Below are 25,310 nucleotides of genomic sequence, written 5' to 3'. Positions count from 1 at the left end.
TCCGAAGGCCTGTCAGGGGGTTGACAGCTTCGGTATGATAAGCGCTTTGATTTGGCCGGCCTACCCTGAGCCGCAAAGCATGATCTTAAGGACACCATGAGCAAGCCAGAGACCCCCGTCGTCGCCACGAACTTCCTTCGCCCCATCGTCCAGGCCGACCTGGACGCCGGCAAGCACGCGAAGATCGTCACCCGCTTCCCCCCGGAACCCAACGGCTACCTGCACATCGGCCATGCCAAGTCGATCTGCCTGAACTTCGGCCTGGCCCAGGAATTCGGCGGCGACTGTCATCTGCGCTTCGACGACACCAACCCGGCCAAGGAAGACCAGGAATACATCGACGCCATCGAGCGCGATGTGAAGTGGCTGGGCTTCCAGTGGGCGGGCAAGGTTCGCTACGCCTCGGACTACTTCGACCAGCTGCACGCCTGGGCCGTCGAGCTGATCAAGGCCGGCAAGGCCTTCGTCTGCGACCTCACCCCCGAGGAGATGCGCGAGTACCGTGGCAGCCTGCATGAGCCGGGCAAGAACAGCCCGTTCCGCGACCGCTCCGTCGAGGAGAACCTGGACCTGTTCGCCCGCATGAAGGCCGGCGAGTTCCCGGACGGCGCCCGTTCCCTGCGCGCCAAGATCGACATGGCCTCGCCGAACATCAACCTGCGCGACCCGATCCTCTACCGCATCCGCCACGCCCATCACCACCAGACCGGCGACAAGTGGTGCATCTACCCCAGCTACGATTTCACCCACGGCCAGTCGGACGCCATCGAGGGCATCACCCACTCCATCTGCACCCTGGAGTTCGAGGACCATCGCCCGCTCTACGAATGGTTCCTGGCCAACCTGCCGGTACCGGCGCAGCCGCGCCAGTACGAGTTCTCGCGCCTGAACCTGAACTACACCATCACCAGCAAGCGCAAGCTCAAGCAACTGGTGGACGAAGGGCATGTCAGCGGCTGGGACGACCCGCGCATGTCCACGCTGTCCGGCTACCGCCGCCGGGGCTACACCCCCGAATCGCTGCGCAATTTCTGCGAGATGATCGGCGTCAACCGTGCCAGCGGCGTAGTGGACATCGGCATGCTGGAATTCAGCATCCGTGACCACCTGGACGCCACCGCCGCCCGCGCCATGTGCGTGCTCAAGCCGCTCAAGGTGGTCATCACCAACTACCCGGAAGGCCAGGTCGAGCAGCTCGAACTGCCGCGCCACCCGAAGGAAGACATGGGCGTGCGCACGCTGCCCTTCGCCCGCGAGATCTACATCGACGCCAGCGACTTCGAGGAAGTCCCGCCTGCGGGCTTCAAGCGCCTGGTGCCCGGTGGCGAAGTGCGCCTGCGCGGCAGCTACGTGATCCGTGCCGACGAAGCCATCAAGGACGCCGACGGCAAGATCGTCGAGCTGCGCTGCTCCTACGACGAGAACACCCTCGGCAAGAACCCCGAAGGGCGCAAGGTCAAGGGCGTGATCCACTGGGTGCCGGTGGAAGGCAGCCTGGAGTGCGAAGTGCGCCTGTACGACCGCCTGTTCCGCTCGGCCAACCCCGAGAAGTCGGAAGAGGGCGGCAGCTTCCTCGACAACATCAACCCCGGCTCGCTGGTGGTGCTCACCGGTTGCCGTGCCGAGCCGTCCCTGGCCCAGGCCCAGCCCGAGGAGCGCTTCCAGTTCGAGCGCGAAGGCTACTTCGTTGCCGACCTCAAGGACTCCAGGCCCGGCCAGCCGGTGTTCAACCGCACCGTCACCCTGCGTGACTCCTGGGGGCAGTGATGGCGCTGACGATCTACAACACCCTCACCAAGGCCAAGGAAGCCTTCCAGCCCCTGGAAGGCAACAGCGTGCGCATGTACGTGTGCGGCATGACCGTGTACGACTACTGCCACATCGGCCATGCCCGGGTGATGGTCGCCTTCGACGTGGTCACCCGCTGGCTGCGCGAGCGCGGCTATGACGTGACCTACGTGCGCAACATCACCGACATCGACGACAAGATCATCAAGCGCGCCCAGGAGAACGGCGAGCCGTTCGAAGCACTGGTGGACCGCATGATCGCCGCCATGCACGAGGACGAGGCGCGCCTCTCCGTGCTGCGCCCGGACATCGAGCCCCGTGCCACCGGCCACATCGCCGGCATGCACCAGATGATCCAGACCCTCATCGACAAGGGCTTCGCCTACGCCCCCGGCAATGGCGACGTCTACTACCGCGTCGGCAAGTTCGAGGGCTACGGCAAGCTCTCCCGCCGCCGCATCGACGAGCTGAAGATCGGCGCGCGCATCGAGGTCGACGAATCCAAGGAAGACCCGCTGGACTTCGTCCTCTGGAAGGGCGCCAAGCCCGGCGAGCCGAGCTGGGAATCCCCCTGGGGCCCTGGCCGTCCCGGCTGGCACATCGAGTGCTCGGTCATGTCCACCTGCTGCCTGGGCGAGACCTTCGACATCCACGGCGGCGGCCCGGACCTGGTGTTCCCTCACCACGAGAACGAGATCGCCCAGAGCGAGGCCGCCACCGGCAAGCTCTACGCCAAGGCCTGGATGCACGCCGGCGCGGTCCGTGTGGATGGCGAGAAGATGTCCAAGTCCCTGGGCAACTTCTTCACCATTCGCGAGGTGCTGGAGAAGTACCACCCCGAGGTGGTGCGCTACCTGCTGGTGTCCAGCCACTACCGCAGCCCGATCAACTACTCCGAGGACAACCTCAAGGAAGCCAAGGGCGCCCTGGAACGCTTCTACACCGCCCTGCGCGGCCTGCCGGTCGTCGAGGCGGCAGGTGGCGAAGCCTTCGTCGAGCGCTTCGGCGCAGCCATGGACGATGACTTCAACAGCCCCGAAGCCGTCGCCACCCTGTTCGAGATGGCCCGCGAGGTGAACCGCCTGCGTGACAGCGACCCGAGCACCGCAGCCGCCCTGGCGGCACGCATGAAGGCCCTGGGTGGCCTGCTCGGCCTGCTGCAGCTGGAGCCGGATGCATTCCTCCAGGCCGGTGCCACCGGCAAGGTGGACGCCGCCGAGGTCGAAGGGCTGATCCAGGCGCGCCTCACCGCGCGTGCGGAGAAGAACTGGGCCGAGTCCGACCGCATCCGCGACCAGCTCACCGCCATGGGCGTGGTGCTGGAGGATGGCAAGGGTGGCACCACCTGGCGCCTGGCTGAATAACAGCTGACCGATGGGGCGTTGCGGATAACGCCCCATCCAAGCGCCATAAAAAAACCGGGACCTGCGAAGGTCCCGGTTTTCTTTTGCCCGTTGCCTGGGGAATCAGGCGCGGCGGCGGAACAGCGGCAGCGGCTGGTCGGCGGAGGCCTGGTAGACCTCGCTGAAGTCCTCGAAGGCCTTCAGCGCGTCGTACGGGTCCTTGTCCTCGCGCAGGGCGAAGGCATCGAAACCGCAGCGCTTGAGGGCGAACAGCTGGTCGCGCAGCACGTCGCCGATGGCGCGGACCTCACCCTGGTAGCCGTAGCGCTGGCGCAGCAGGTAGGCGGTGGAGGAGTGGCGGCCATCGGTGAAGGCCGGGAAGTTCAGCGCAATGACCTGGAAGTGCGAGAGGTCGTCGGCGATCTCCTCGATCTCCTCGCCGGCGTCCAGCCACACGCCCAGGCCGCCATCGCGGGCCTTGAGGGCGTGGCTGTGCTCGACCCAGAGGGCCAGGGGCACGATCAGGTCGTCGCAGTTGGACAGGCCATCGAGGGTCGCGTCCTTCGGCAGCAGGTGCCAGGTCTCGTCGATGACCTGGCCGTTCTTAATGATTCGCTGCATATACGCGCTCCTTGAACGGGTCGATGCCGATGCGGCGGAAGGTGTCGAGGAAAGGCTCCTCGTCGGTGCGGCGCTCGACGTAGACCTTGATGATCTTCTCGATCACGTCGGCCATTTCCTCCTGGGCGAAGGACGGGCCGAGGATCTGCGCCAGGCTGGCGTCGCGGCCGGCGCTGCCACCCAGGGACACCTGGTAGAACTCCTGGCCCTTCTTGTCCACGCCGAGGATGCCGATGTGGCCGACGTGGTGGTGGCCGCAGGCGTTCATGCAGCCGGAGATGTTCAGGTCCAGGTTGCCGATGTCGAACAGGTAGTCCAAGTCATCGAAGCGGCGCTGGATGGCTTCGGCCACCGGGATCGACTTGGCGTTGGCCAGGGAGCAGTAGTCACCGCCCGGGCAGCAGATGATGTCGGTGAGCAGGCCCACGTTCGGCGTGGCGAAGCCCTGCTCGCGCAGTTCGTTCCACAGGGTGAACAGCTGCGCCTGCTCCACGTCCGCCAGGATCACGTTCTGGTTGTGGCTGTTGCGCACTTCACCGAAGGCGTAGCGGTCGGCCAGGTCGGCGATGGCGTCCAGCTGCTTGTCGGTCACGTCGCCCGGGGCCACCCCGGTGGGCTTCAGCGACAGGGTCACGGCCACGTAGCCCGGCTTCTTGTGGGCGAAGGTGTTGCGCTGGCGCCAGCGAGCGAAGCCCGGGTGCTCGGCGTCCAAGGCGGCGAGGGCGGCGTCCTGGTCCTCCAGGGCCTTGTAGGCCGGGTCGACGAAATGCCTGGCGACGCGATCGACTTCCGCCTGGGTCAGGGTGGTGGGGCCATCCTTCAGGTGGACCCATTCGGCGTTGACGCGCTCGGCGAACACCTCGGGGGTCAGTGCCTTGACCAGGATCTTGATGCGCGCCTTGTACTTGTTGTCCCGGCGGCCGTAGCGGTTGTAGACGCGCAGGATGGCGTCCAGGTAGCTCAGCAGGTGCTGCCAGGGCAGGAATTCGTTGATGAAGCTGCCGACGATCGGGGTACGGCCCAGGCCGCCGCCGACGGAGACGCGGAAGCCCAGTTCACCGGCTTCGTTCTTCACCGCTTCCAGGCCGATGTCGTGCACCTCGATGGCGGCGCGGTCGCCCACGGCGCCGTTCACGGCGATCTTGAACTTGCGCGGCAGGTGCGAGAACTCGGGGTGGAAGGTGGACCACTGGCGGATGATCTCGCACCAGGGGCGCGGGTCCACCAGCTCGTCACGGGCGACGCCGGCGAACTGGTCGGTGGTGGTGTTGCGGATGCAGTTGCCGCTGGTCTGGATCGCGTGCATCTGCACGGTGGCCAGCTCGGCGAGGATCTCCGGCACGTCCTCCAGCTCCGGCCAGTTGAACTGGACGTTCTGGCGGGTGCTGATGTGGGCGTAGCCCTTGTCGTAGTCGCGAGCGATCTGCGCCAGCTTGCGCACCTGGGCGGACGACAGCAGGCCATAGGGCACGGCGACCCGCAGCATGGGGGCGTAGCGCTGGATATAGAGGCCGTTCTGCAGACGCAGGGGACGGAATTCCTCGCCCGAGAGTTCCCCGGCCAGGTAGCGGCGGGTCTGATCGCGGAACTGCTTGACGCGGTCCTCTACGATGCGTTGATCGTACTCGTCGTATACGTACATGAATGGTCCTGTTGTCAGGCTGCTTACAGCTTTTCTGCGCGCACGGCCGCGCACCCCCTGCGGAGCCGGTGGAAGATACCAGCTCAGGTTTATGCGCAAAAGTGATGTTTGAGTATATGTAAAGAACCTGATCGCATAAGCAGGGGTGCGAGCATAACCTTCCCCGCGGGGCTGGAGGGCCCGGCCGGCGGGCGTCGAGAATGCTTCTCGACTGGCCCGGCGTCAGCCCAGGGCCAGCAGGCGGCTCATCAGGTGCGTCCCCCGCAGCAGTGTCCCGGAGGAGACCCTGGGCGACTCCGCCAATTGCCCCAGCGCTTGCGCCAGCACCGCCACCCCCGCTGCGTCGGCCAGCGCCTGCTGGGCCCGCAGCACTTCCCGGTGATGGGCAGAGGGCTGCTGGCGGCCGCTGCTGGCCAGGCTTTCCAGCACGTCCAGGGCCGGCTCCACCAGCCGTCCGGCGAGGCTCGGCGGCTCCACCGCCGGCACGGGGCGGTCGGTGCGGCTGAGCAGGCGCTGGATGCGGTCGAACAGCCGGCGGTTGCGGCTCAACCCGCCACGCACCAGGGATTCGAAGTCCAGCGACAGGCAGCGCAGCCGGCCGTGATCGGCCACCAGCAGCGCGAGGGGCTCCAGGCAACGGCGGCGACCGTCCAGCCAGGGCCGCACCAGCACGGCACGGATGTCGTCCAGGGCCTTCTGCGCCCGCTCCAGGTTGTCCAGGCGTTCGCGGCGCTCGGCGGTGCAGGGCAGCTCCAGCAGCAGGGTGCGGCCGTTGCTGTCCTCCAGCGGCCAGGTCAGCACCTGCCGGGCTTCGTCCAGGCTCGCTTCGTGGCAGCGGGCGGGGCGCAGCAGCAGCCGGGTCGGCGGCTCGCTGGCGAGGGCGGCGCTGTCTTCCAGGGCCAGGCCCAGCTGTTCCCAGTCCGCCAGGCCGAGGTCGAGCAGGCGCGGGTCATCCGCTGGCCAGTCGTCCTGGGGGCGCGCAATGCCGCCGCCGGGGGCCAGCCGGCCATCCTCGGCCAGGCGCGGCCCTTCCAGCTGCAAGGGCGCGCGGCACAGCAGCTCGGGCGTGCTGCGCCACAGCGCCTGCTGGGCCCAGACCGCGTCGCGGCGGAAGCCGGGGTCGCTGCCGTCGGGGCGGGCCAGGGTGGTTTCCAGCACCTGGCCGTCGTTGAGGTCCCAGAACGCCAGGCTCAGGCCGCGGGCGCCGCCGGCACTGGTCCACCAGTAGCCGCCCAAGGGCAGCAGGTCGAGGGTTTCACTGGCCTGGTAGTCGCGCCGCAGGCGGCCGCGCAGCGGGGGCAGGCGCTCGCTGTCGGCGCGCAGAAGCGCCTGGCAGAGGGCGTGGACGCGGGCCATCTGCACCAGTGCCTCCCGCTCGCTGCTGTGGTCGTCGCGCTCGGCCAGGCGGGTGATCTGCCCGCCCAGGGTGCGCAGGTGGCCGGCCAGGCGCGGCAGGCCTTCGGTGCGGGCGCCGAGGTTGAGCAGGCGCAGCTGCAGGGCGCTGGCCCGGCTGACGTGGGACAGCCCCTGGCCCAGCAGCTCGTGCAGCAGCTGCTGCACCGAGGCCAGCAGTTCGCGCTCGGCCTCGCCCAGGCCGTCCCGCGTGGTGTCGGCAGGGGCGCTTTCGGCGGTCCAGGCCCAGGGGTGGCCGTGGGCCTGGAAGAGCCCGGCGAGGGCCGCCAGGTGCAGGGCCTTGCGTTCGCTGTCCCGCGCTTCGGAGAGCATCCCGTCGAAGCCCGCCCCCGCCAGGTAGCTGACTTCGCCCTCCAGGCCGTCGAAGGCAATGGCCAGGCGCAGGCCGTGGTTGCTCACCCGGGGTGTGCCGAGGGCCTCGATCCATTGCCGGGCGCGGCGGGTGGCCACCTTGCCGGCGAGCTTCTGCAACTGCGCCGGGTCCAGCGCCAGGGCTTCCACCTGGGCGGCATCGGGATCGGGCTGTTCCGTGCCAGTGGCCGCGTCGGGCGCTTCGCTGCGCAGCCACAGCACGGCGGCGAGGATGTGCTTGCAGCAGCCGCTGGCCGGGCAGGTGCAGCGCGCCGCCTCCACGCCGCCGGCGTCCAGGCGCACGGTCTGGCCGTCGGTCTTGATCAGCCCGTGTGCGTCGGTGCGCTCGCCCCAGGCCAACTTGCCGGCCTCCACGTCCTTGCCGGCGCGGCGCAGCAGGCCGGCGTTGGCCAGGGTTTCCAGGGCCGCGTCGTCGTAGGCCCGGTAGCGGGCCAGCCAGGCGCTCATTGCATCACCTCCGCCAGCCATTCGGCGAAGTGCTCCGGGGTCAGCGCGGCGATCCGCATGCCCCGATCCGCCAGGCGCTGGCCCATGGACGGGTCGTAGACCGGCCGGGCGGCATCATCCAGGGCCGCCAGGCCGAGCAGGCGCACGCGGGCCTCGTTCAGCCGCGAGACGCAGGCCAGCAGCGGACCGATGGCGGCGCCTTCCTCGAAGTCGCTGATCAGCGCCAGCACGGTGCGCTGGGGCGTGTCCACCAGTTGCTCGCAGTAGCGCAGGGCCTTGCCGATGTCGGTGCCGCCGCCCAGCTGCACGGTCAGCAGCACCTCCACCGGGTCGTGGGCGAGGTGGCTGAGGTCCACCACCTGGGTGTCGAACAGCACCAGGCGCACGCGCACGCTGGGCAGGGTGGCGAGGATGCTGGCGCAGATGGCGCTGTACATCACCGAGTCGAGCATCGAGCCGCTCTGGTCGACGCAGAGGATCACGTCCCAGGGCAGCTGCCGGCGGACCCGGGCGTTGAAGCGCGGCGATTCGATCAGCAGCTGTTTGCGCTCCGGGTCGTAGTGCTTGAGGTTGGCGGCGATGGTGGCGCGCCAGTCGAAGTTCTGCGCGTGGCGGATCGGCGAGCGGCGGAAGCGGTTGCGCCGGCCGTTGAGGGCGTTGGTGAAGCGGCTGCGCAGGCGCTGGAGGATTTCTTCCACCACTTTGGCGATCAGCTGGCGCACCGCGTCGCGGGTGTCGGCACTGAGGCGACCGCGCACGCTGAGCAGCGCCTTGGCCAGGGCCGGGCTGGGTTCCAGGCTGGCGAGGCTGGCCGGGTCGGTGAGCAGTGCGCTGATGGCGTAGCGCTCAATGGCCTGGGTCTGCAGGCGCTCGAAGGTGGAGCGGGGGAACAGGTTGCGGGCCTGCTCCAGCCAGTTGAGGGCGGTCAGCTGGCTGTCGTCGAGGGAGCCGCCGCGCCCGCCCTGGACATGGCCACGGCGCTGGTACTCGCGGTTGTAGAGGTAGTCGAGGGTCTTCTCCAGCCGCGCGTCGGTGGGGTTCAGGGCGGCCTGGTCGAGGGCGCGGTCGGCGTAGCGGCCGAGGATCAGGCGCCAGCGGCGGGCGGTTTCCAGGTCAGTCATGGTCGGCTTCCGTGGCCCAGTCGAGCAGGCCGTCGCGCGCCAGCGAGCGCCCTAGCGCCAGGTGCAGGGCGGCGCCGGCGAGCAGATCGTGGCTGTCCAGTTCGTGGTGGGCGCTGTCCAGGGCGCTGTCGCCCAGGCCGTTCAGCGCGGCCAATTGGCTGGCCAGGCGCCCGGTCTCCTGGGGCTTGAGGCGAGTGAAGGTCAGGCGCAGATCGGGCAGGTGGCGGACGAAGGTGGCCTCGTCCCAGCCGGCCACCAGGGCGTTGAGTGCCTGGCCCAGGTGTTCGACCCGCAGGATCAGCTCCGGTGCGGCCTGCAGCAGCCCGCCAAGGTAGCGCACGGCGTCCTCGCTGTCGGCGCCCGGGCCGAAGCGGCGGCCCAGGGCTTCGGCCAGGCGGGCCTCGTCATCGAGATCGTCCAGGTAGCGCAGTGCGTCCAGGGCGCCGGCCAGGGTGGGCGGCGCCTCGTCGCGGAGACGGGCCAGGGCGCCCTGCAGGGCTTCGTCCTGGCCATCCAGGCCCACCAGGCCGCTGCCCAGGCGGATGAACTCACGCAGGGCCAGCAGGGCATCCACGGCGACGCCTTCCTGCTCGGGGGCGCAGAGGGCCAGGCCCGGCACCAGGAACAGCGCCGCCGGCACGATGCGCTGCAGCAGCGCCGGCAGTTGCGGTTGCTCCTCCAGCCCGAGCAGTTCGCGGCCGCGCCAGAGGTGCAGCAGGCGCTGGCCGCAGGCGACCACCGAGGCCAGTTCGGGGTCTTCGTCCAGGTGCTCGGCCAGGCGCTGGAACAGCCTCGGCAAATGCTCGCCCAAGCCGATCAGCCCGGCGCGGGCCACCAGCTGCGCCACGCGGCCGGCGCTGCGGCCCTGGCCCTGGCCGAGCAGCGCACGCTCCTCGTCCAGCAGGCGGCGCAGGGCGATGTCGCGCAGGTTGCTGCCTTGTTCGGCCCGTTCGATGAGGTTGGCTTCCACCAACGGCGACCAGGCGTATTCCCACTCCTCGAAGAGCAGGTCGAGCCCGCTGCCGTTGACGAAGTCCGGCCCGCCCTGGTGCCGGGCCAGGCCGCTGTCCAGGTAGGCCATGAGGTGCAGGAAGCGGCTGCGGGCGCGGTGGCGGGGCTTGCGGTAGAGGTCCAGGCGGGTACGCCGGGCCAGGCTGTCGCTGAGGTCCAGGCGGTGGGCGAGGGCCAGCCGCCGGGCTTCTTCCACCAGGGGCGGGGCCTGGGTCGAGGGCGGCACGTCGCCCAGGCGGTTGCCGCCCAGGTGGCGCTGCACGGCCCGCAGCAGGCCGTCCTGGCCTTCGTCCAGGCTGCCCTTGACGAAGCAGGCGTGCACCGCGTCGAGCAGGTCGTAGCGCCCCGGGCCGGGGTGCTGGCGCAGCCGGGCGAGGCCGGCGGCCTGTTCGGCGGCGTTGCTCACGCTGGCGAAGGTCAGGGCATCGGCCAGGCGCTGCTCGCGGGTTTCGGCGGCGATGCCGCTGAGCAGGCGGGTGGCGATGCGCTGGCGGGCGAGGGTGTCGTCCTCCTCGCCCAGCAGCGCGTCCCAGACCTGCTGGTAATAGGCCGGCGAGGGCATGCCGGAGGCATAGCCGTTGAGGGCGTCGAGGCGGTCGAAGCTGTAGCGGATCAGCCAGGCCTGGCTGTCCTCCGGGGCGGCGGGTCTGGCCGGTACCGGGGTGCCGGCGGCCAGGGCCTCCACCAGCGCCAGGGTGTGGAAGCCGCCGGTGACCACTACCAGTGGCCCGTCCACCCGGCCACGCCAGTCGCGGATGCAGCCGAGCATGTGGGCTTCGCGGGCCAGGGAACCCTCGGCGGCGAGCACGTCGTTCTCGTAGTCCAGGCGGGCCATGGCGCACCAGGCGAAGGCGTCGTCGAACAGCCGCTGCCAGTCGGCCAGCGCCGCGCGGGGGCGCAGTTCGAACAGGTGCTCCCAGAGTTCGTCGTGGTCCCGGCAGTGGGCCTCACGGGCCAGGGCGGCGAGGTAGCGGCTGTGGGCCAGGTAGCGCTCGGCCATGAGGCTGCGCTGCTGGTCGGCGGCCTGCTCCTCGTCGTGCTGGCGGGCCCAGGGCAGGTCGATGAAGGCCAGCTGCGCCCCCAGGCGCTGGCCGTCCTGCAGGGCCTGCCATTCCGGCGAGTAGTCGCAGAAGGGGAAGAAGGCCGAGCGCAGCGCCGGCTCGCCCTCGGCATCGGGCCGGCGGTGCTGGGAGAGGATCGCCAGGGGCGGCCGGCTGCGGGAGTCCAGCAGGTCGGTGATGAGCCGGTCGAAGTCCGCCGGCCCCTCGATCAGGATGGCCGCCGGCTGCAGGGCTTGGAGTTGCTGGCGCAGGGCGAAGGCGCAGGCCGGGCTGTGGTGGCGCACCGGCACCAGGTGAATGCCCGCCCGGGCCAGGGCCGCGCGCTCACGGGCGGCGGCCTGCAGCCGTTCGGGCAGGCGCGGGTCGCTGGCGAAGGCCTCTGCCATGGCTCAGTCCCAGAGGCCCTTGCTGGCGTCGAAGAAGCGCTTCCAGTGGTCGTCGCGGCGGGCGCGCTCGCGCACCACGCTGTCCAGGTAGTGGCGCAGGCGGCGGGCGTCGTCCTGGCTGTCCTTGAACACCACGCCGAGCAGCTGGCGCGCCAGCTCGGCGGCGGTCAGGCGGCCGTCGCCCAGGTAGCGGGCCTCCAGGGCGGCGGCGTAGGCGACGCTGACCGCTTCGGCGGTGGACATCACCGCTTCAGGGGCCTTGATCGCCGTGCCTTCGCGGGTGCTGCCCTGGCGCAGCTCCTGGAACACGGTGACCAGCAGGGTGATGACGTCCCGCTCGACGGCGACCTTGCCGGCCTGCTCGCCCAGTTCGCGCTGCAGCTGGCGCATCACCAGCTCCACTTCGAATTCGCTGTCGGCGATGGGGCGCACCGTCTCGAAGTTGAAGCGGCGCTTGAGGGCGGCGGACATCTCGTGCACGCCGCGGTCGCGCAGGTTGGCGGTGGCGATCAGGTTGAAGCCGGGGCGGGCCAGCAGGCGGCCGCCTTCGCCCAGCTCGGGGATCATCATCTGCTTCTCGGAGAGCAGGGAGACGAGCACGTCCTGGATCTCCGGCGGGCAACGGGTGATCTCCTCGAAGCGCACCAGCTTGCCGGCCTGCATGCCCTGGTGCAGCGGGGAGGGCACCAGGGCGCGCGGGGTCGGTCCCTCGGCCAGCAGCAGGGCGTAGTTCCAGGAGTACTTGATGTGGTCCTCGGTGGTGCCGGCGGTGCCCTGGATGGTGAGGGTGGAGTCACCGCTGATGGCGGCGGCCAGCAACTCGGAGAGCATCGACTTGGCGGTGCCCGGCTCGCCCACCAGCATCAGCCCCTGGCGGCCGAGCAGGGTGACGATGGCGCGGTCCACCAGGGCGTCGTCGCCGTAGAACTTGCGGCTGATGCCCAGGGCGTCGTCACCGAGGATGAAGCGGCGCACCGAACGCGGCGAGCGCAGCCAGCCCGGGGGCAGGTCGGCGCCGGCCTGCTGGTCGGCTTCGCTCAGGCGCGCCAGTTCGTCGGCATGCAGGTGTTCGGCGCTGTGGCGCAGGGCGGTGCTTACCATGGTGTCTTCTTCTTCCACTGGGGATCGAAGCCGACGCAGGCGTCGGCGGCGGCGCGGTAGTCGGCGTAGGTCTCGGCCAGCAGCACGGGCGGGATCTCCGCCAGGGGCAGGCTCTCGCCGGTGGACCAGCGCTGGGCCATGCGTTCGTAGCTGAGGTGGGTGAGCGCGGCGGGGACGTTCTCTTCGGGCAGGCAGTTACCGGTGAAGCCGATGCACACCCGCAGGCCCAGGCTGGAGAACTCCTTGAAGTAGTGGTCGAAGAAGCCCCCGTCCTCGGCGGCGGCGCGCTGGTAGCCGAGCTTGGTGAGGGTGCCGCGCAGGGTGAAGGTGTCGCTGAGCCAGCCGAGGCGGTCGGCGATGCGTTCGCCGCTGCCTTCGTCCTGCTCCGACGCTTCGCTGGCGGTGGGCTCGGGCAGCATGCGGCTCATCTGGGCGAACAGCGGCTTGACCTTGTAGTCCTTGAAGTGGGCGGTCCAGGCCTTGGCGGTGTCGGCATCCACCAGGGCGGCGTGGGCCAGGCGCACGCGGCGGGTTTCGTCCAGCTCGACCTCGTCGTCGTCGAGGTCGATCAGGCTGCCGTCCTCGGTGGGGCGGAACAGGCGCAGGGCGCCGTCCTCGGCCACTTCGGCCCAGACCAGGCGCTGCACCAGGTGGGTGACCACCGGGTGGCGCTGCAGGTACTCGCGCCACTCGCCGGCAGGCCACAGGCGCTCGGCGCACATGGCTTCGTAGAGGCGCTGGGTCTGCAGTTCGATGACCTGCTTGAGCTCCTTCTTGCTGGTGGAGAGCTGGGTCTTGGCTTCCTTGATCAGCGCCGGGTCGTCGCTCTTGCGTGGCTCGGGCAGGGCCTTGACCACCTTGTCGTCGGGGTTGCGCAGTTCCAGCTTGAGGGCACCGTCCAGGCGCGCGGTGAACAGCCGCTCGCCATATTGCAGGTTGAGCACGCCCTGTTCGTCGAAGCCGGCGCTGGGGATGGTGCGGTCGGCCAGTTCGTCGGCGCTCCAGCCGTTGCGCTGGGCGATCTGCTCCACCAGCACGCGGGCCAGGGCCTGGACCGAAGCGGTGCGGTGGCGGCGGGCGACGGCCAGCAGCAGCTGGATCACCAGCGGGTCGTTGCTGTTGGCGGCGGCGCTGAGCAGGGCCTCGACCTGGGCGCGGCGCTGGTAGTGGTCGCGCATGTAGGCCTGCAGCAGGCTGACCAGCTCGTGGCCGGCCATGGCCCAGGTAAGGGCGAGGATGCCCTTGTCGGCGATGGCGCTGCCCAGGTAGATGGACAGGTGCTCGCGCTTGAGGATCTCGAAGGCCTGCTCCTGGGTGATGTCGGCGTACTCGGGGGACCACTTGGCCCAGGCCTGGTAGCTCTGCATGCGCTGGGCGAGGTTGGCCTGGGCGTGGGCGATGGCCTCCTCCTGGCTCGGGTGGCGGGTGTCCTGGGCGATGAAGCCCAGCAGCAGGGCCTTGCCCAACGCTGCACGGCTGGCCGGGGCCAGCAGTTCCAGGTAGCGGTTGAGCAGGGCGTTGCCGGCCGGCTCCTTGAGCTTGCAGGCGAGCACCACCCACCAGCGCACGATCTCCGGCTCCACTGCGCTGCCGTCCAGCCACTGGCAGGCGGGCAGCCGGTCCAGGTCGAGCCAGGCCAGGCTGGCCGGGGCCTTGCCCTGCAGGCCCTTGCGCGCTTCGGCGAGCAGTACGGCGGGGGCGAGGTGGCCGCTGATGTCGTCGCCCAGGGCTTCCAGGGCGGTGAGCAGGGCGGCGCGCACGGTCTCGCGCTTCTCCTTGGCCAGGGCGGCCTTGAGCGCGGGGACGGCTTCGGGGCGGCCCAGGCGTTGCAGCCATTCGGCGGCGAGGGTGCGGATCTCCTGCTTGCTGGAGCCCAGGGCCTCGATGGCGCGCTCGGCGATGTCGGGCAGGGTTTCCAGCAGGCGCTGGGCTTCGCTGCGGTTGGTCTTGCTGGCGCCCAGGGCCAGTTCCAGCAGCACCGGGATCAGCCGTTTCGGCAGCACCGGGAAGCGCTCCAGCAGGCTGAGGGCGGTGGGCACGTCGAACTCGGTGCGGCCATGGTTGGGGCGCAGGCCGAAGGCCTCTTCGAGGAACTGCGGGTGCTCGGCGAAGAACGGCCAGACGCGGTCGGGGTCGAGCTGGGCCAGCGGCGAATTCCAGCCGAAGCACAGGCCGGCGGTCTCGCGCTCCGGCTCTTCGCTGCCGCAGCGGCGCAGGGCGTCGGCCAGGGTGCGCAGGTCGAGACGGCGCAGGGCGTCGCCCTTGAGCCACTGCATGAGCTGGTAGGCGTTGAAGTAGCGGCGGCGGGTCACCCGCAGGGCGTGCAGCAGGTTGACGTCGGCGCTGGCGGCCAGGCGGCCACGGTAGGCGAGCACGTCGTCGAGGCCGTCGGAGAGCTTGCGGCTCTTGCCGTTGAGGAAGTCGAGGGCGGCCTGCAGGTCCTTGTCGGTCAGGGCCTTGAGCTTCTTGTAGGCCTTCTGCTGCCAGTCCCACTTGCGCTTGTGTTCCAGGTTGCTGCGGATCTCTTCCTCGGCGGAGAGGCGGCTCTCCTCCAGCAGTTCGGTGAGGTTGCGGCGCAACAGGTCGAGGGTGGTGGCCCCCAGTTCCACGTCGGGGCAGCGCTCGTAGTCGCCGGCCTCCGGCAGCACCTGTTCCTCGGCGCTGGACTGGCTGTCCAGGCGGGCCATGGCGCTGGCCAGGGCCTGCTGCACGGGCTTGGAGGTTTCCTCGGCCAGGCGCGCCTGGAGAATCGCCCGCGCGCCCTCGCCGCTGCGGGCGAGGAGGTCGGCGGCCAGGGTGCGCTCGCTGCTGCTGCCGGTCGCCAGCAGGAGGCCGAGCTGTTCCAGCTTGACGTCCTGAGGCAGGGTCTCCACGTGCGGGCCGGCGGCGGCGCGCACGGTCTTGGCGCTGTTCACCGCGAGGCGCACGAGGATGTCGGCGTAGGCCGCGGCCAGGCGTGGGTGGGGGCCGATCAGGCCCACCAGGGACAGGTTGCCGCTGGCCGAGAGGCGGGCCGGCAGGGCGCGGGTGGCCTCGGGGTGCTGCAGCAGGTGGTCGGCCAGGTCGGGCAGGCGCAGCAGGGCGTTGAGGTCGCGCCAGTGGTAGTCGCCGAGGTCGCGGCGGTCCAGCACCAGCAGGAGGGCGTCGTCGCCGGGCAGGTCGTCCACTGCCAGCAGGCGCGTGAGCAGGTCGAGGGTCCAGTGCTGGCGCAGGTCGCTGCTGATCTTGCTGCCGAAGTCCTTGCGGGTGGTGTGCAGGGCGTCGACCACCAGGTAGATGAACCAGTCGGGCACCTGGGCGATACGGGTGAGGTTGACGCCCTGGCAGGCGGCGGCCAGCACCTTGCCGAAACGGGCCAGGGCGACGACATCGGGTTCGGCGCCGATCACGTAGAGGCGGGTGCGTGCATTGGTCGCGGCGTTGATGCGCTTCTTGTGCTTCTGGGCGTCGTTGCGCAGGTTGCCCGAGGGGTACCACCAGCCGAGGGTGGCGGGCTGGTCGAGGAGCACGGCGGCTTCTTCGCCATTGAGCCGGGACAGCTCGGCGAGGACCTGTTCCTCCCGCCCGCTGAGGACGAAGGCGGCGGCACGGGCGGCTAGGCCCGGCGCCAGGATGTCCAGCACCTCGAGGCTTTCGGCGACGTGCTTGGCGAAGGGGGTGGTGGGGGCGGTGATGCCGAGCTTTTCCAGCAGTGTCTGCAGCATGGGGAGGGCCTGTCCTTGGAATGCGAGGCGCCGATGTTAAAACATCGGGCCGGTCGCTCGCCTGCTCGCGCGCAGGGTTTGCTGGCTGGCGCAAGTTTTCCTCCCGACGGCCTGCCTTGAGGGCCTGTCGGGGCTGGTCTTAACTGCTGGAGCGTGCCCATCCATAACCACAAGAAGGGGTTGCCATGAACGAGCCTATCCAGCACCCGGGCGGGGACAGCCGCGCGGACGCCATCGCCATCTTCTGCCTGATCCTGATCGTCGTCTCCACGGCGGTGTTCTGGGTGAGCCACCAGTAGACGGGCCCAGCGAGGCGGCGGGGCAGGGCAGACGTGGCGCGGGTATACTGCGGCGCATTCGACGAACAGGTTCTCCTTGATGCCCTTCCTGCGTTCCCTGGTCCTGTGCGTGGGCCTGCTCTGTTGTGGCCTGGCGCAGGCCGCCTCCGTCGTGTTCCTCAACCCCGGTCGTAGCGACGAGCCGTTCTGGCGAAGCTACGCCGATTTCATGCAGGCCGCCGCCGATGACCTGGGGATGGACCTGCGCATCGAGTTCGCCGAGCGCGACAACGCACGCATGCTGCGCCAGGCCCGGGCGATCCTGCAGGGGCCGGAAGCCCAGCGCCCCGACTACCTGGTGTTCGTCAACGAGCAATACGCCGCGCCGGAGATCCTCCGCCTGGGGCAGGGCAGCGGCGTTCGCCTGTTCACCGTCAACAGCACCCTCACCGATGAGCAGCGTGAGCTGACCGGTGGCCCGCGCGAGCGCTACAGCAACTGGATCGGCAGCCTGGTGCCCAATGACGAGGAGGCTGGCGCGCTGATGGCCGAGGAGCTGATCCGCCAGCAGCGCCGCCTGCAGCCCCAGGGAACCATCGAGATGCTGGCGTTCTCCGGGGTGAAGCAGACGCCTGCTGCGCGCTTTCGCGAGGCCGGGCTGCGCCGGGTACTGGCCGCCAACCCGGATGTGCGACTGCGCCAGCTGGTGTACGCGGAGTGGGACCGGGGCCGCGCCTTCGAGCAGGCCAGCCAGCTGCTGCCGCGTTATCCGCGGGTCAGCCTGATCTGGGCCGCCAACGATGAGATGGCCTTTGGCGCCATGCGTGCCGCCGATGCGCTGGGCCCGCTGGTGCGTGGGCGCCTGCATGTTTCCGCGTTGAACAATTCGCCGGAGGTGCTGCAGGCGCGCATCGACGGGCGCGTGGACGTGCTGGTGGGTGGGCACTTCACCCTGGGGGGCTGGGCGCTGGTGATGCTGGCGGATTACGACGCCGGGCTGGATTTCGCCCGCTACGGTGGCCTCGACCAGCATGCCCGGCTGTTCACCCGGCTGGATGTGCAGCAGGCGCGCCGGCTGCTGGCGCACATCCGCCAGCCGGGCTACGGGGTTCGCTTCCGCGATTTCGGCGCTCGGGGCAATTCCGGGTTCTCCGGCTACCGCTTCTCCCTGGCACCGCTGCTGGACTGAGGCGGCTACAGGCCGGCCAGGTGCAGCACCAGCTTCACCACGCCGAACAGCATCAGCGCGAACACCAGGGTGAACAGCACGCCCAGCAGGATGAAGTGGCTGGGCTTGCCCCGGCTGAAATCACGGGCGCGGTTCTTGCCGCTCTGCACCCCGAACGCCGCAGCGGCGACGCTGTGGAGCATTTCGCGAAAGGTCAGTGGGCGGTCTTGCTGTGGGTCGTCCATGGGGCACCTCCTGCTGCAAGCGTAGGTGCTTTCCATGGAATTGCCGGGTCAGGAGGCGGGGGAATGCAGCCGGCGGGTGTTGACCCGCTCTACGGCGCGGGCGCGCAGTTGGCCGCAGCCACCTTCCACGTCCTGGCCGGCGGAGTTGCGCACCTTGGTCAGCACGCCGTTGCGGTGCAGGTAGTGCACCAGCTCGACGATGCGCTCGCCGCTGGGGCGGCTGTAGTCGTCGACTTCCAGGCTGTTGTAGGGGATCAGGTTCATCACCGCGTACTTGCCCTTGAGCAGGCGCAGGATGCCTTCGGCCTCTTCGAGGCTGTCGTTGATGCCTTGGAGCAGGGTCCACTGGTACTGGATGGGGTAGCCGACCTGGCGGGCGTAGGTCTCACCCAGTTCCACCAGCTCGTCCGGGGTGATGCGCGGGGCCTTCGGCAGCAGTTGCTCGCGGACCTCGGCCTTGCTGCTGTGCAGTGACAAGGCGAGGGCAGGCTTGACCCGGAGGTGCGGCAGGCGCTCGAACACGCGGGGATCACCGACGGTGGAGAACACCAGGTTCTTGTGGCCGATGTCGCCGAGGGTGCCGAGCAGGTCGATGGCTTCCAGTACGTTGTCCAGGTTGTGGGCGGGCTCGCCCATGCCCATGAACACCACCTTCCTGACCTTGCGGTAGCGCCGCGCGAGCACCACCTGGGCGACGATCTCCAGGCTGGAGACCTGGCGCAGCAAGCCGCTCTTGCCGGTCATGCAGAACACGCAGCCGACAGCGCACCCCACCTGGCTGGAGACGCACAGGCCGTCGCGCGGGAGCAGCACGCTTTCCACCATCTGCCCGTCGCCCAGGCCTACCAGCAGGCGGGCCGAGCCGTCGCCACCGGGGTGTTCGGAGCGCAGGCGCACCAGGCCGTCGAGGGTTTCGGTGAGGGCAGGCAGGGCTTCGCGCACCCGCAGCGGCAGGAAGTCGTCGGCCTGCTGGCGTGGGCGGCCGCTGTCCAGGGGTTTGCCCTGCAGCCAGGCACGCAGCATCCGATCCCGGTGGATGGGCTTGGCGCCAAGGGCGGCGAGCTGTTGGTCGAGGTCGTGGATACGCATGGGGCGCGCATCCTACCACCGGCTTGGGCGCTTAAGTAGGGGCGCCGGGGGCTTCAGCGCTCGGCGGCGATGTCGTGGGGCAGCAGGGCGACATCCACCACCAGGTCCACCGGCACCGAGACCACGGTGGCGACCGGGCAGATCAGCGACATCCAGCAGACGGTGCTCATGGGGAAGGAGCCTTCGTCCAGGTTGCCGGTGAGCAACTGCACGTCGCCCTGGGTGCTGCGGAAGTAGTCGGCATCCACCAGGTGGACGTCCTGGCTGCGGGCGAGGATGGAGCCACATCCGCCGAGCAGGGCGGCGATCAGGGCGAGGCCTGCAAGGCGGCCTGTGGGGAAGGGCATGGTTGGGTCTCGGCTGCGAAGAAAGCGGGAGCCTAGCAGCTCCCGCTTCGCTTCGGTGGGCACCGTTCGCAGTCTCAGCGACCGCGGCTCAGCTCGGCCAGGCGGCTGGCGGCGTCCTGCACGGAGTGGCCGAGGGCGTCGAGGTCCACGGCGTCGCGGGCGTTCTCTTCGCTGGCGGAGTGGATGCGCACGGCCAGTTCGTTGATCTCCTGGGTGACGTGGCTCTGCTGCTGGGCGGCGACGGCGATCTGCTGGGCGCGCTGGGAGATGTCGTCGAAGCTCTGCACCGTGGCCGACAGGCTGCTGGCGGCGCCTTCGGCTTCCTCCACGGCGTGGCGGGTGCGCGCCTCGCCGGCCTGCATGGCCTGCACCGCCTGGCGCGAGGCCTGCTGGAGGTTGGCGATCATGCCGCTGATCTCGTTGGCCGAGCTCTGGGTCTTGCCGGCCAGGGAGCGCACCTCGTCGGCCACCACGGCGAAGCCCCGGCCCTGTTCGCCGGCCCGGGCTGCCTCGATGGCGGCGTTGAGGGCCAGCAGGTTGGTCTGCTCGGAGATGGCCTTGATCACATCCAGCACGGCGCCGACCTGCTGGCTGTCCTGCTCCAGCTGGGTGATCACGGCGGCGGCGCTGGCCATCTCGCCGGCCAGGGCCTGGATAGCGCGGCTGTTGGCGGCCACCTTGTCCTGGCCCTGGCGCACCACGCTCTGGGAGCGCTGGGCGGTGTCGGCGCAGTCGTTGGTGTTCTGTGCCACTTCCTGGGCGCTGGAGGACATCTGGGTGATGGCGGTGGCCAGTTGGGTGTTCTCCTGGCGCTGCTGCTCGGCCCGTTGCAGCAGGGCGCTGCTCAGGCGGCCGAGGCTGCCGGCTTCGTCACGCAGGCGCTGGGACTCGCTGGCGATGCTCTGCAGCATGCCCTGCAGGCGCCCGGCGTACTGGTTGACCGCCTGGCGCAGCTGGCCGATCTCGTCGTCGCGCAGCACGCTGAGGGCGCCGCCCTGGCCGGACTGGCCATTGCCGAGGGCTTGGATCTGCGCGGTGGTCTCGCCGATCTGCTCCAGCAGCTTGCGCCCGGCCAGCCAGACGAACAGCAGCAGCAGGCCCAGCACCGGCAGCAGGAAGGCCAGCAGCTCATAGGTCAGTGCGCGGGCCAGGCCTGTGACGCGGGCCTGGGGGGTGACCAGCCCGACCACCCAGCCGGTTTGCGGCATGCGGAACAGGTTGGCCTGGACGGGGGTGTCGAGTACGGCGTCGGCGTCCAGCTGCACGCTGGAGTGGCCGTCGGTGGCGGCCTTGCGGCGGGCCTCCTGCAAGGGCGCGAGCCAGGCCTCGCGGCTGGCCAGGTCGTCGAACTTCTGCATGGTCACGTCCTGGCCGAGGGGGAAGAACAGGACGTTGCCGGCCTGGTCCAGGGCGAAGGCGTAGCCGCCGGTAACCGTGCCCTGTTCCTTGAGGAAACGGGCCAGGTCGTCCAGGCGCAGGTCGATGGTGCTGACGCCGGCGAAGCGGCCCTGCAATTGGTAGGGCACGCTGCAGGTGACCATGGGCACCTTGCTGACCGGGTCCTGGTAGGCCTCTGACCAGACGCAGGCATTGCCGGCGGCGCTGCGGGCGCCGGTGTACCAGGCGTCGTTGTGGTAGCCGGGGCCGTCGGGCTTGTTGTAGTCGTCGGAGTAATCCAGGGCGCCGCTGGCGTTGCGCGCCCAGAAGAAGCTGCGGCGCTCGGTGCCGCTGGTGAAGGCATTGGGTTCCGGCCAGATGCCGCCGCCGGCGATGGCGGCGTCGCCGCTGTTGTCGATCAGCGGTGGGTAGGTGGTGCGGTAGAGCGCCTCGTCATGGGGCAGGGTCTGGGCCAGGTGGGCCATGCTCACCGCCAGCCCCTGGATGCCGGTGAGCTGCAGGCCGAGCTGGCGCACGATGGCGCTCCCGGTCTGTTCGATCAGGGCGTTGCTCTCGGCGACGACGCGGGGCTGGCCACGCAACACCATCACGGCGAATACCGCGAGGGCGGTCAGCAGCAGCAGGAGGATGGCGCCCAGGGTCAGGCGGGTGGAAATACGATCAGGCAGCAGCGACATGCAGGTACTCCTCGTTTCCCGGTCTCGAAGGGGAGCCATGGGGCTCCCGGGCCGCACAGATCAGCATGCAAGCGCAATGCCTGGCCAGCGGGCCCGCCTGTTTTGGCTATCGGCGTTTTCGGAAACTGCTCCAGCCCGAAGGGACGGACGGTCGCGAGGGGGCGAGGCAGGAGGGAAGGAGAGAGGAGGGGGAATGAAGACAGGGCGCCCATGGGCGCCCTGTCGATGGCTCAGTTGTCGTAGCCCAGGTTGGGCGCCAGCCAGCGCTCGCTGACCGTCTGCTCCTGGCCCTTGCGCTTGCTGTATTGCTCGATCTGGTCGCGCTCGACCTTGCCAACGGCGAAGTACTGCGCCTCGGGGTGGGCGAAGTACCAGCCGGACACGGCGGCAGCCGGGAACATGGCGAAGTGCTCGGTGAGGAACACGCCGCTCTGGCCGGGCTTGCCGAAGTCGGCGGTCGGGTCCAGCAGGCGGAACAGGGTGGCTTTCTCGGTGTGATCCGGGCAGGCCGGGTAGCCGGGGGCGGGGCGGATACCCTTGTACTGCTCCTTGATCAGGGCTTCGTTGTCCAGCTGCTCATCGGCTGCGTAGCCCCAGTACTCCTTGCGCACGCGCTCGTGCAGCCATTCGGCGCAGGCTTCGGCCAGGCGGTCGGCCAGGGCCTTGACCATGATGGCGCTGTAGTCGTCGCCCTTGGCTTCGTACTGCTTGGCCAGCTCCTCGGCGCCGATGCCGGCGGTGGTGATGAAGCCGCCGACGTAGTCGGTGACGCCGCTTTCCTTCGGTGCGACGAAGTCGGCCAGGCTGAGGTTCGGCTTGCCATCGGGCTTGATGGTCTGCTGGCGCAGGTGGTGCAGGACGGCCAGCGGTTTGCCCTGCTCGTCGCGCACTTCGATGTCGTCGTGGTTGACCTGGCTGGCGGGCCAGAAGCCGAACACCGCGCGGGCCTTGATCAGTTTCTGCTCGATGAGCGACTTCAGCATGGCCTGGGCGTCGGCGAACAGTGCGGTCGCGGCTTCGCCCACCACTTCGTCGGTGAGGATGCGCGGGTACTTGCCGGCCAGGTCCCAGGAGATGAAGAAGGGCGTCCAGTCGATGTACTCGGCGAGCACCGCCAGGTCGATGTCTTCCAGCACGCGCACGCCGGTGAAGCTGGGCTTGGGCGCGCGGTAGCCGGTCCAGTCGAAGGCCGGTTTGTTGGCGATGGCGTCGGCATAGGCCAGGCGCTCGGTGCGGGCGGCGCGGTTGGCGGTGCGTTCGCGGACTTCGGCGTAGTCGACGCGGGTCTTCTCGACGAACTCGGGCTTGAGCTCCTTGGACAGCAGGCTGGTGGCCACGCCCACGGCGCGGGAGGCGTCGGTGACGTAGACCACGGCGTCGTTGCTGTACTGCGGCTCGATCTTCACCGCCGTGTGGGCCTTGGAGGTGGTGGCGCCGCCGATCATCAGCGGCAGCTGGAAGCCCTGGCGCTGCATCTCGCGGGCGACGTGGACCATCTCGTCCAGGGAGGGGGTGATCAGCCCGGAGAGGCCGATGATGTCGCACTTCTCCTCGCGGGCGACCTGGAGGATCTTCTCCGCCGGCACCATCACGCCGAGGTCGACGATGTCGTAGCCGTTGCAGCCAAGCACCACGCCGACGATGTTCTTGCCGATGTCGTGGACGTCGCCCTTGACCGTGGCCATGAGGATCTTGCCCTTGGCCTCGGGCTTGTCGCCCTTCTCTTCTTCGATGAAGGGGATCAGGTGGGCCACGGCCTGCTTCATCACGCGGGCGGACTTGACCACCTGGGGCAGGAACATCTTGCCGGCGCCGAACAGGTCGCCGACCACGTTCATGCCGGCCATCAGCGGGCCTTCGATGACTTCGATGGGGCGCGCGCACTGCTGGCGGCACTCCTCGGTGTCTTCGACGATGAAGGCGGTGATGCCCTTGACCAGGGCGTGCTCCAGGCGCTTGGTCACCGGGTAGCTGCGCCATTCCTCATCTTCAGCTTCCTTGACGGCGCCGCCGCCCCGGTAGTTTTCGGCGATGGCCAGCAGCGCCTCGGTGCTGCCTTCGTGGCGGTTGAGCACCACGTCCTCGACCTTCTCGCGCAGCTCGGCGGGGATCTCGTCGTAGATCTCCAGCTGGCCGGCGTTGACGATGCCCATGGTCAGGCCGTTGCGGATGGCGTGGTAGAGGAAGACCGAGTGGATTGCCTCGCGCACCGGGTTGTTGCCGCGGAACGAGAACGAGACGTTGGAGACGCCGCCGGAGGAGAGCGCATGGGGCAGCTCGTCGCGGATGTAGGCGCAGGCCTCGATGAAGTCGACGGCGTAGTTGTTGTGCTCTTCGATGCCGGTGGCGACGGCGAAGATGTTCGGGTCGAAGATGATGTCTTCCGGCGGGAAGCCCACCTCATTGACCAGGATGTCGTAGCTGCGCTTGCAGATTTCCTTCTTGCGCGCGGCGGTGTCGGCCTGGCCGACCTCGTCGAAGGCCATCACCACCACGGCGGCACCGTAGCGCTTGCACAGGCGGGCGTGGTGCTTGAACTGCTCGACGCCTTCCTTCATGGAGATGGAGTTGACGATGCCCTTGCCCTGGATGCACTTGAGGCCGGCTTCGATCACCTCCCACTTGGAGGAGTCGATCATGATCGGCACGCGGGAGATGTCGGGTTCGCCGGCGATCAGGTTGAGGAAGGTGACCATGGCCGCCTTCGAGTCGAGCATGCCCTCGTCCATGTTGATGTCGATCACCTGGGCGCCGGCTTCCACCTGCTGCAGGGCGACTTCGAGGGCTTCGGTGTAGTTCTCCTCGCGGATCAGGCGGGCGAACTTGGCGCTGCCAGTGATGTTGGTGCGCTCGCCGACGTTCACGAACAGCGAGTTGCGATCGATGGTGAAGGGCTCCAGGCCCGACAGGCGGCAGGCCTTGGTAATGTCCGGCAGGGCGCGGGGCTTGTGCTTGGCCACGGCCTCGGCGATGGCCTGGATGTGCGGCGGGGTGGTGCCGCAGCAGCCGCCGACGATGTTCAGCAGGCCACTGGCGGCGAACTCTTCCACCACGGCGGCCATTTCCGCCGGGGTCTCGTCGTATTCGCCGAAGGCGTTGGGCAGGCCGGCGTTGGGGTGGGCGGAGACGTGGGTCTCGGCCTTGGCCGCCAGCTCCGCCAGGTAGGGGCGCAGCTCCTTGGCGCCGAGGGCGCAGTTCAGGCCCACGGAGATCGGCCTGGCGTGGCGCACCGAGTTCCAGAACGCTTCGGTGGTCTGCCCGGAGAGGGTGCGGCCGGAGGCGTCGGTGATGGTGCCGGAGATCATGATCGGCAGTTCGACGCCGTCTTCCTCGAACACCTGCTGCACGGCGAAGATCGCCGCCTTGGCGTTGAGGGTGTCGAAGATGGTCTCGATCAGGATCAGGTCGGCGCCGCCTTCGATCAGGCCACGGGTCGCCTCGGTGTAGTTCTCCACCAGTTCGTCGAAGGTGACGTTGCGGTAGCCGGGGTTGTTCACGTCCGGGGAGATGGAGCAGGTGCGGCTGGTGGGGCCGAGGACGCCGGCGACGAAGCGCGGGCGGTCCGGGGTTTCCAGGGTCTTGGCATCGGCCACCTGGCGGGCCACGCGGGCGCCGGCGACGTTCAGTTCGTACACCAGCGCTTCCATGCCGTAGTCGGCCTGGGACACGCGGGTGGCGTTGAAGGTGTTGGTCTCGAGGATGTCGGCGCCGGCATCCAGGTAGGCGCGCTCGATCTCGGCGATCACCTGCGGCTGGCTCAGCAGCAGCAGGTCGTTGTTGCCCTTCACGTCGCTGGGCCAGTCGGCGAAGCGCGCGCCGCGGTAGTCCTCCTCCTGCAGCTTGTAGCTCTGGATCATGGTGCCCATGCCGCCATCGAGGATCAGGATGCGTTCCTTGAGGGCTTGCTGGAGGGCGTTGAGGCGTGCGCCACGATCGGTGAGCGTGCTGGACATGAGGGACCTGTCTGGCTGGGCGGAAAAAGGGCGCCGATCATAGCAAAGATGAGGGGTTTACGGCCTGCGCTGCCTGGAACATGAATGTGGTTCATGTTGGCGGTGGGGTGTAGGCCTCTGGTAGGCCGGGCGCGCGGGATTCAGC

At 69.3% G+C, this 25,310-nt stretch carries 15 protein-coding genes and 1 pseudogene; 3 read left to right on the top strand and 13 right to left on the bottom strand.

Features of this window, described 5'->3' with window-relative positions; all coding sequences use genetic code 11:
- The first annotated feature begins 96 nt into the window (after positions 1 to 96).
- Both FBY21_RS10595 and cysS read left to right on the top strand, forming a co-directional pair.
- Positions 97 to 1,767: a glutamine--tRNA ligase/YqeY domain fusion protein gene (locus tag FBY21_RS10595; RefSeq protein WP_044401689.1), complete on the top strand. Its 1,671-nt coding sequence runs from the start codon at positions 97 to 99 to the stop codon at positions 1,765 to 1,767.
- Positions 1,767 to 3,152 carry a cysteine--tRNA ligase gene (gene cysS, locus FBY21_RS10590; RefSeq protein WP_107329659.1) on the top strand — a complete coding sequence of 462 codons (1,386 nt, stop codon included), beginning with the start codon at positions 1,767 to 1,769 and terminating at the stop codon, positions 3,150 to 3,152. Before FBY21_RS10595 ends, cysS begins: the two co-directional genes overlap by 1 nt.
- A 102-nt stretch (positions 3,153 to 3,254) precedes the next feature.
- On the opposite strand, the gene FBY21_RS10585 is transcribed toward cysS, so the two are convergent.
- From FBY21_RS10585 to FBY21_RS10555, 7 genes are all read right to left on the bottom strand, one after another.
- Positions 3,255 to 3,752: a DUF934 domain-containing protein gene (locus tag FBY21_RS10585; protein ID WP_074968815.1), complete on the bottom strand. Its 498-nt coding sequence runs from the start codon at positions 3,750 to 3,752 to the stop codon at positions 3,255 to 3,257.
- Entirely contained in the window at positions 3,736 to 5,394 is a 1,659-nt protein-coding gene (locus FBY21_RS10580) for a nitrite/sulfite reductase (RefSeq protein WP_142010896.1), read from the bottom strand. Before FBY21_RS10580 ends, FBY21_RS10585 begins: the two co-directional genes overlap by 17 nt.
- A gap of 222 nt (positions 5,395 to 5,616) precedes the next feature.
- Positions 5,617 to 7,626: an SWIM zinc finger domain-containing protein gene (locus FBY21_RS30075; RefSeq protein WP_160158595.1), complete on the bottom strand. Its 2,010-nt coding sequence runs from the start codon at positions 7,624 to 7,626 to the stop codon at positions 5,617 to 5,619.
- Positions 7,623 to 8,747, bottom strand: a complete 1,125-nt coding sequence (locus FBY21_RS10570) for a VWA domain-containing protein (RefSeq protein WP_069562357.1) — start codon at positions 8,745 to 8,747, stop codon at positions 7,623 to 7,625. Before FBY21_RS10570 ends, FBY21_RS30075 begins: the two co-directional genes overlap by 4 nt.
- Positions 8,740 to 11,205, bottom strand: coding sequence for a DUF5682 family protein (locus tag FBY21_RS10565; protein WP_222119522.1), 2,466 nt, complete (start codon positions 11,203 to 11,205; stop codon positions 8,740 to 8,742). The genes FBY21_RS10570 and FBY21_RS10565 overlap by 8 nt, the downstream gene beginning before the upstream one ends.
- Before the next feature lie 3 nt (positions 11,206 to 11,208).
- Positions 11,209 to 12,306, bottom strand: coding sequence for an ATP-binding protein (locus FBY21_RS10560; protein WP_069562356.1), 1,098 nt, complete (start codon positions 12,304 to 12,306; stop codon positions 11,209 to 11,211).
- Positions 12,300 to 16,010 (bottom strand): DUF4132 domain-containing protein, encoded by a 3,711-nt coding sequence (locus tag FBY21_RS10555; RefSeq protein WP_142010892.1) that lies wholly within the window; start codon positions 16,008 to 16,010, stop codon positions 12,300 to 12,302. Before FBY21_RS10555 ends, FBY21_RS10560 begins: the two co-directional genes overlap by 7 nt.
- A gap of 375 nt (positions 16,011 to 16,385) precedes the next feature.
- Between FBY21_RS10555 and FBY21_RS10550 the strand changes: the two genes are divergently transcribed.
- On the top strand, positions 16,386 to 17,477 hold the full coding sequence (locus FBY21_RS10550; RefSeq protein ID WP_409563792.1) for an ABC transporter substrate-binding protein: 1,092 nt from the start codon (positions 16,386 to 16,388) through the stop codon (positions 17,475 to 17,477).
- 5 nt (positions 17,478 to 17,482) lie between these two features.
- On the opposite strand, the gene FBY21_RS10545 is transcribed toward FBY21_RS10550, so the two are convergent.
- The 6 genes and pseudogenes from FBY21_RS10545 to metH all read right to left on the bottom strand — a co-directional run bounded on the left by FBY21_RS10545 (position 17,483) and on the right by metH (position 25,165).
- Positions 17,483 to 17,701 (bottom strand): DUF2970 domain-containing protein, encoded by a 219-nt coding sequence (locus FBY21_RS10545; protein WP_044401713.1) that lies wholly within the window; start codon positions 17,699 to 17,701, stop codon positions 17,483 to 17,485.
- 48 nt (positions 17,702 to 17,749) lie between these two features.
- On the bottom strand, positions 17,750 to 18,790 hold the full coding sequence (locus FBY21_RS10540; RefSeq protein WP_142010887.1) for an RNA methyltransferase: 1,041 nt from the start codon (positions 18,788 to 18,790) through the stop codon (positions 17,750 to 17,752).
- 53 nt (positions 18,791 to 18,843) lie between these two features.
- Positions 18,844 to 19,137: a YceK/YidQ family lipoprotein gene (locus FBY21_RS10535; protein WP_107328948.1), complete on the bottom strand. Its 294-nt coding sequence runs from the start codon at positions 19,135 to 19,137 to the stop codon at positions 18,844 to 18,846.
- A gap of 74 nt (positions 19,138 to 19,211) precedes the next feature.
- Positions 19,212 to 20,402, bottom strand: a complete 1,191-nt coding sequence (locus FBY21_RS30265) for a methyl-accepting chemotaxis protein (protein ID WP_409563812.1) — start codon at positions 20,400 to 20,402, stop codon at positions 19,212 to 19,214.
- Positions 20,403 to 20,438: 36 nt separating this feature from the next.
- Positions 20,439 to 20,999: pseudogene (locus FBY21_RS30260) on the bottom strand (cache domain-containing protein); the annotation flags it as partial.
- Positions 21,000 to 21,442: 443 nt separating this feature from the next.
- Positions 21,443 to 25,165 carry a methionine synthase gene (gene metH, locus FBY21_RS10525; RefSeq protein WP_142010883.1) on the bottom strand — a complete coding sequence of 1,241 codons (3,723 nt, stop codon included), beginning with the start codon at positions 25,163 to 25,165 and terminating at the stop codon, positions 21,443 to 21,445.
- Positions 25,166 to 25,310: the final 145 nt, after the last annotated feature.

Origin of the sequence: Pseudomonas sp. SLBN-26 (genome assembly GCF_006715895.1) — a bacterium.
Classification (GTDB): domain Bacteria; phylum Pseudomonadota; class Gammaproteobacteria; order Pseudomonadales; family Pseudomonadaceae; genus Metapseudomonas; species Metapseudomonas otitidis.
The sequence above is the reverse complement of the archived record's forward strand: the minus strand, read 5'-3'. Positions and strand labels throughout refer to the sequence as shown.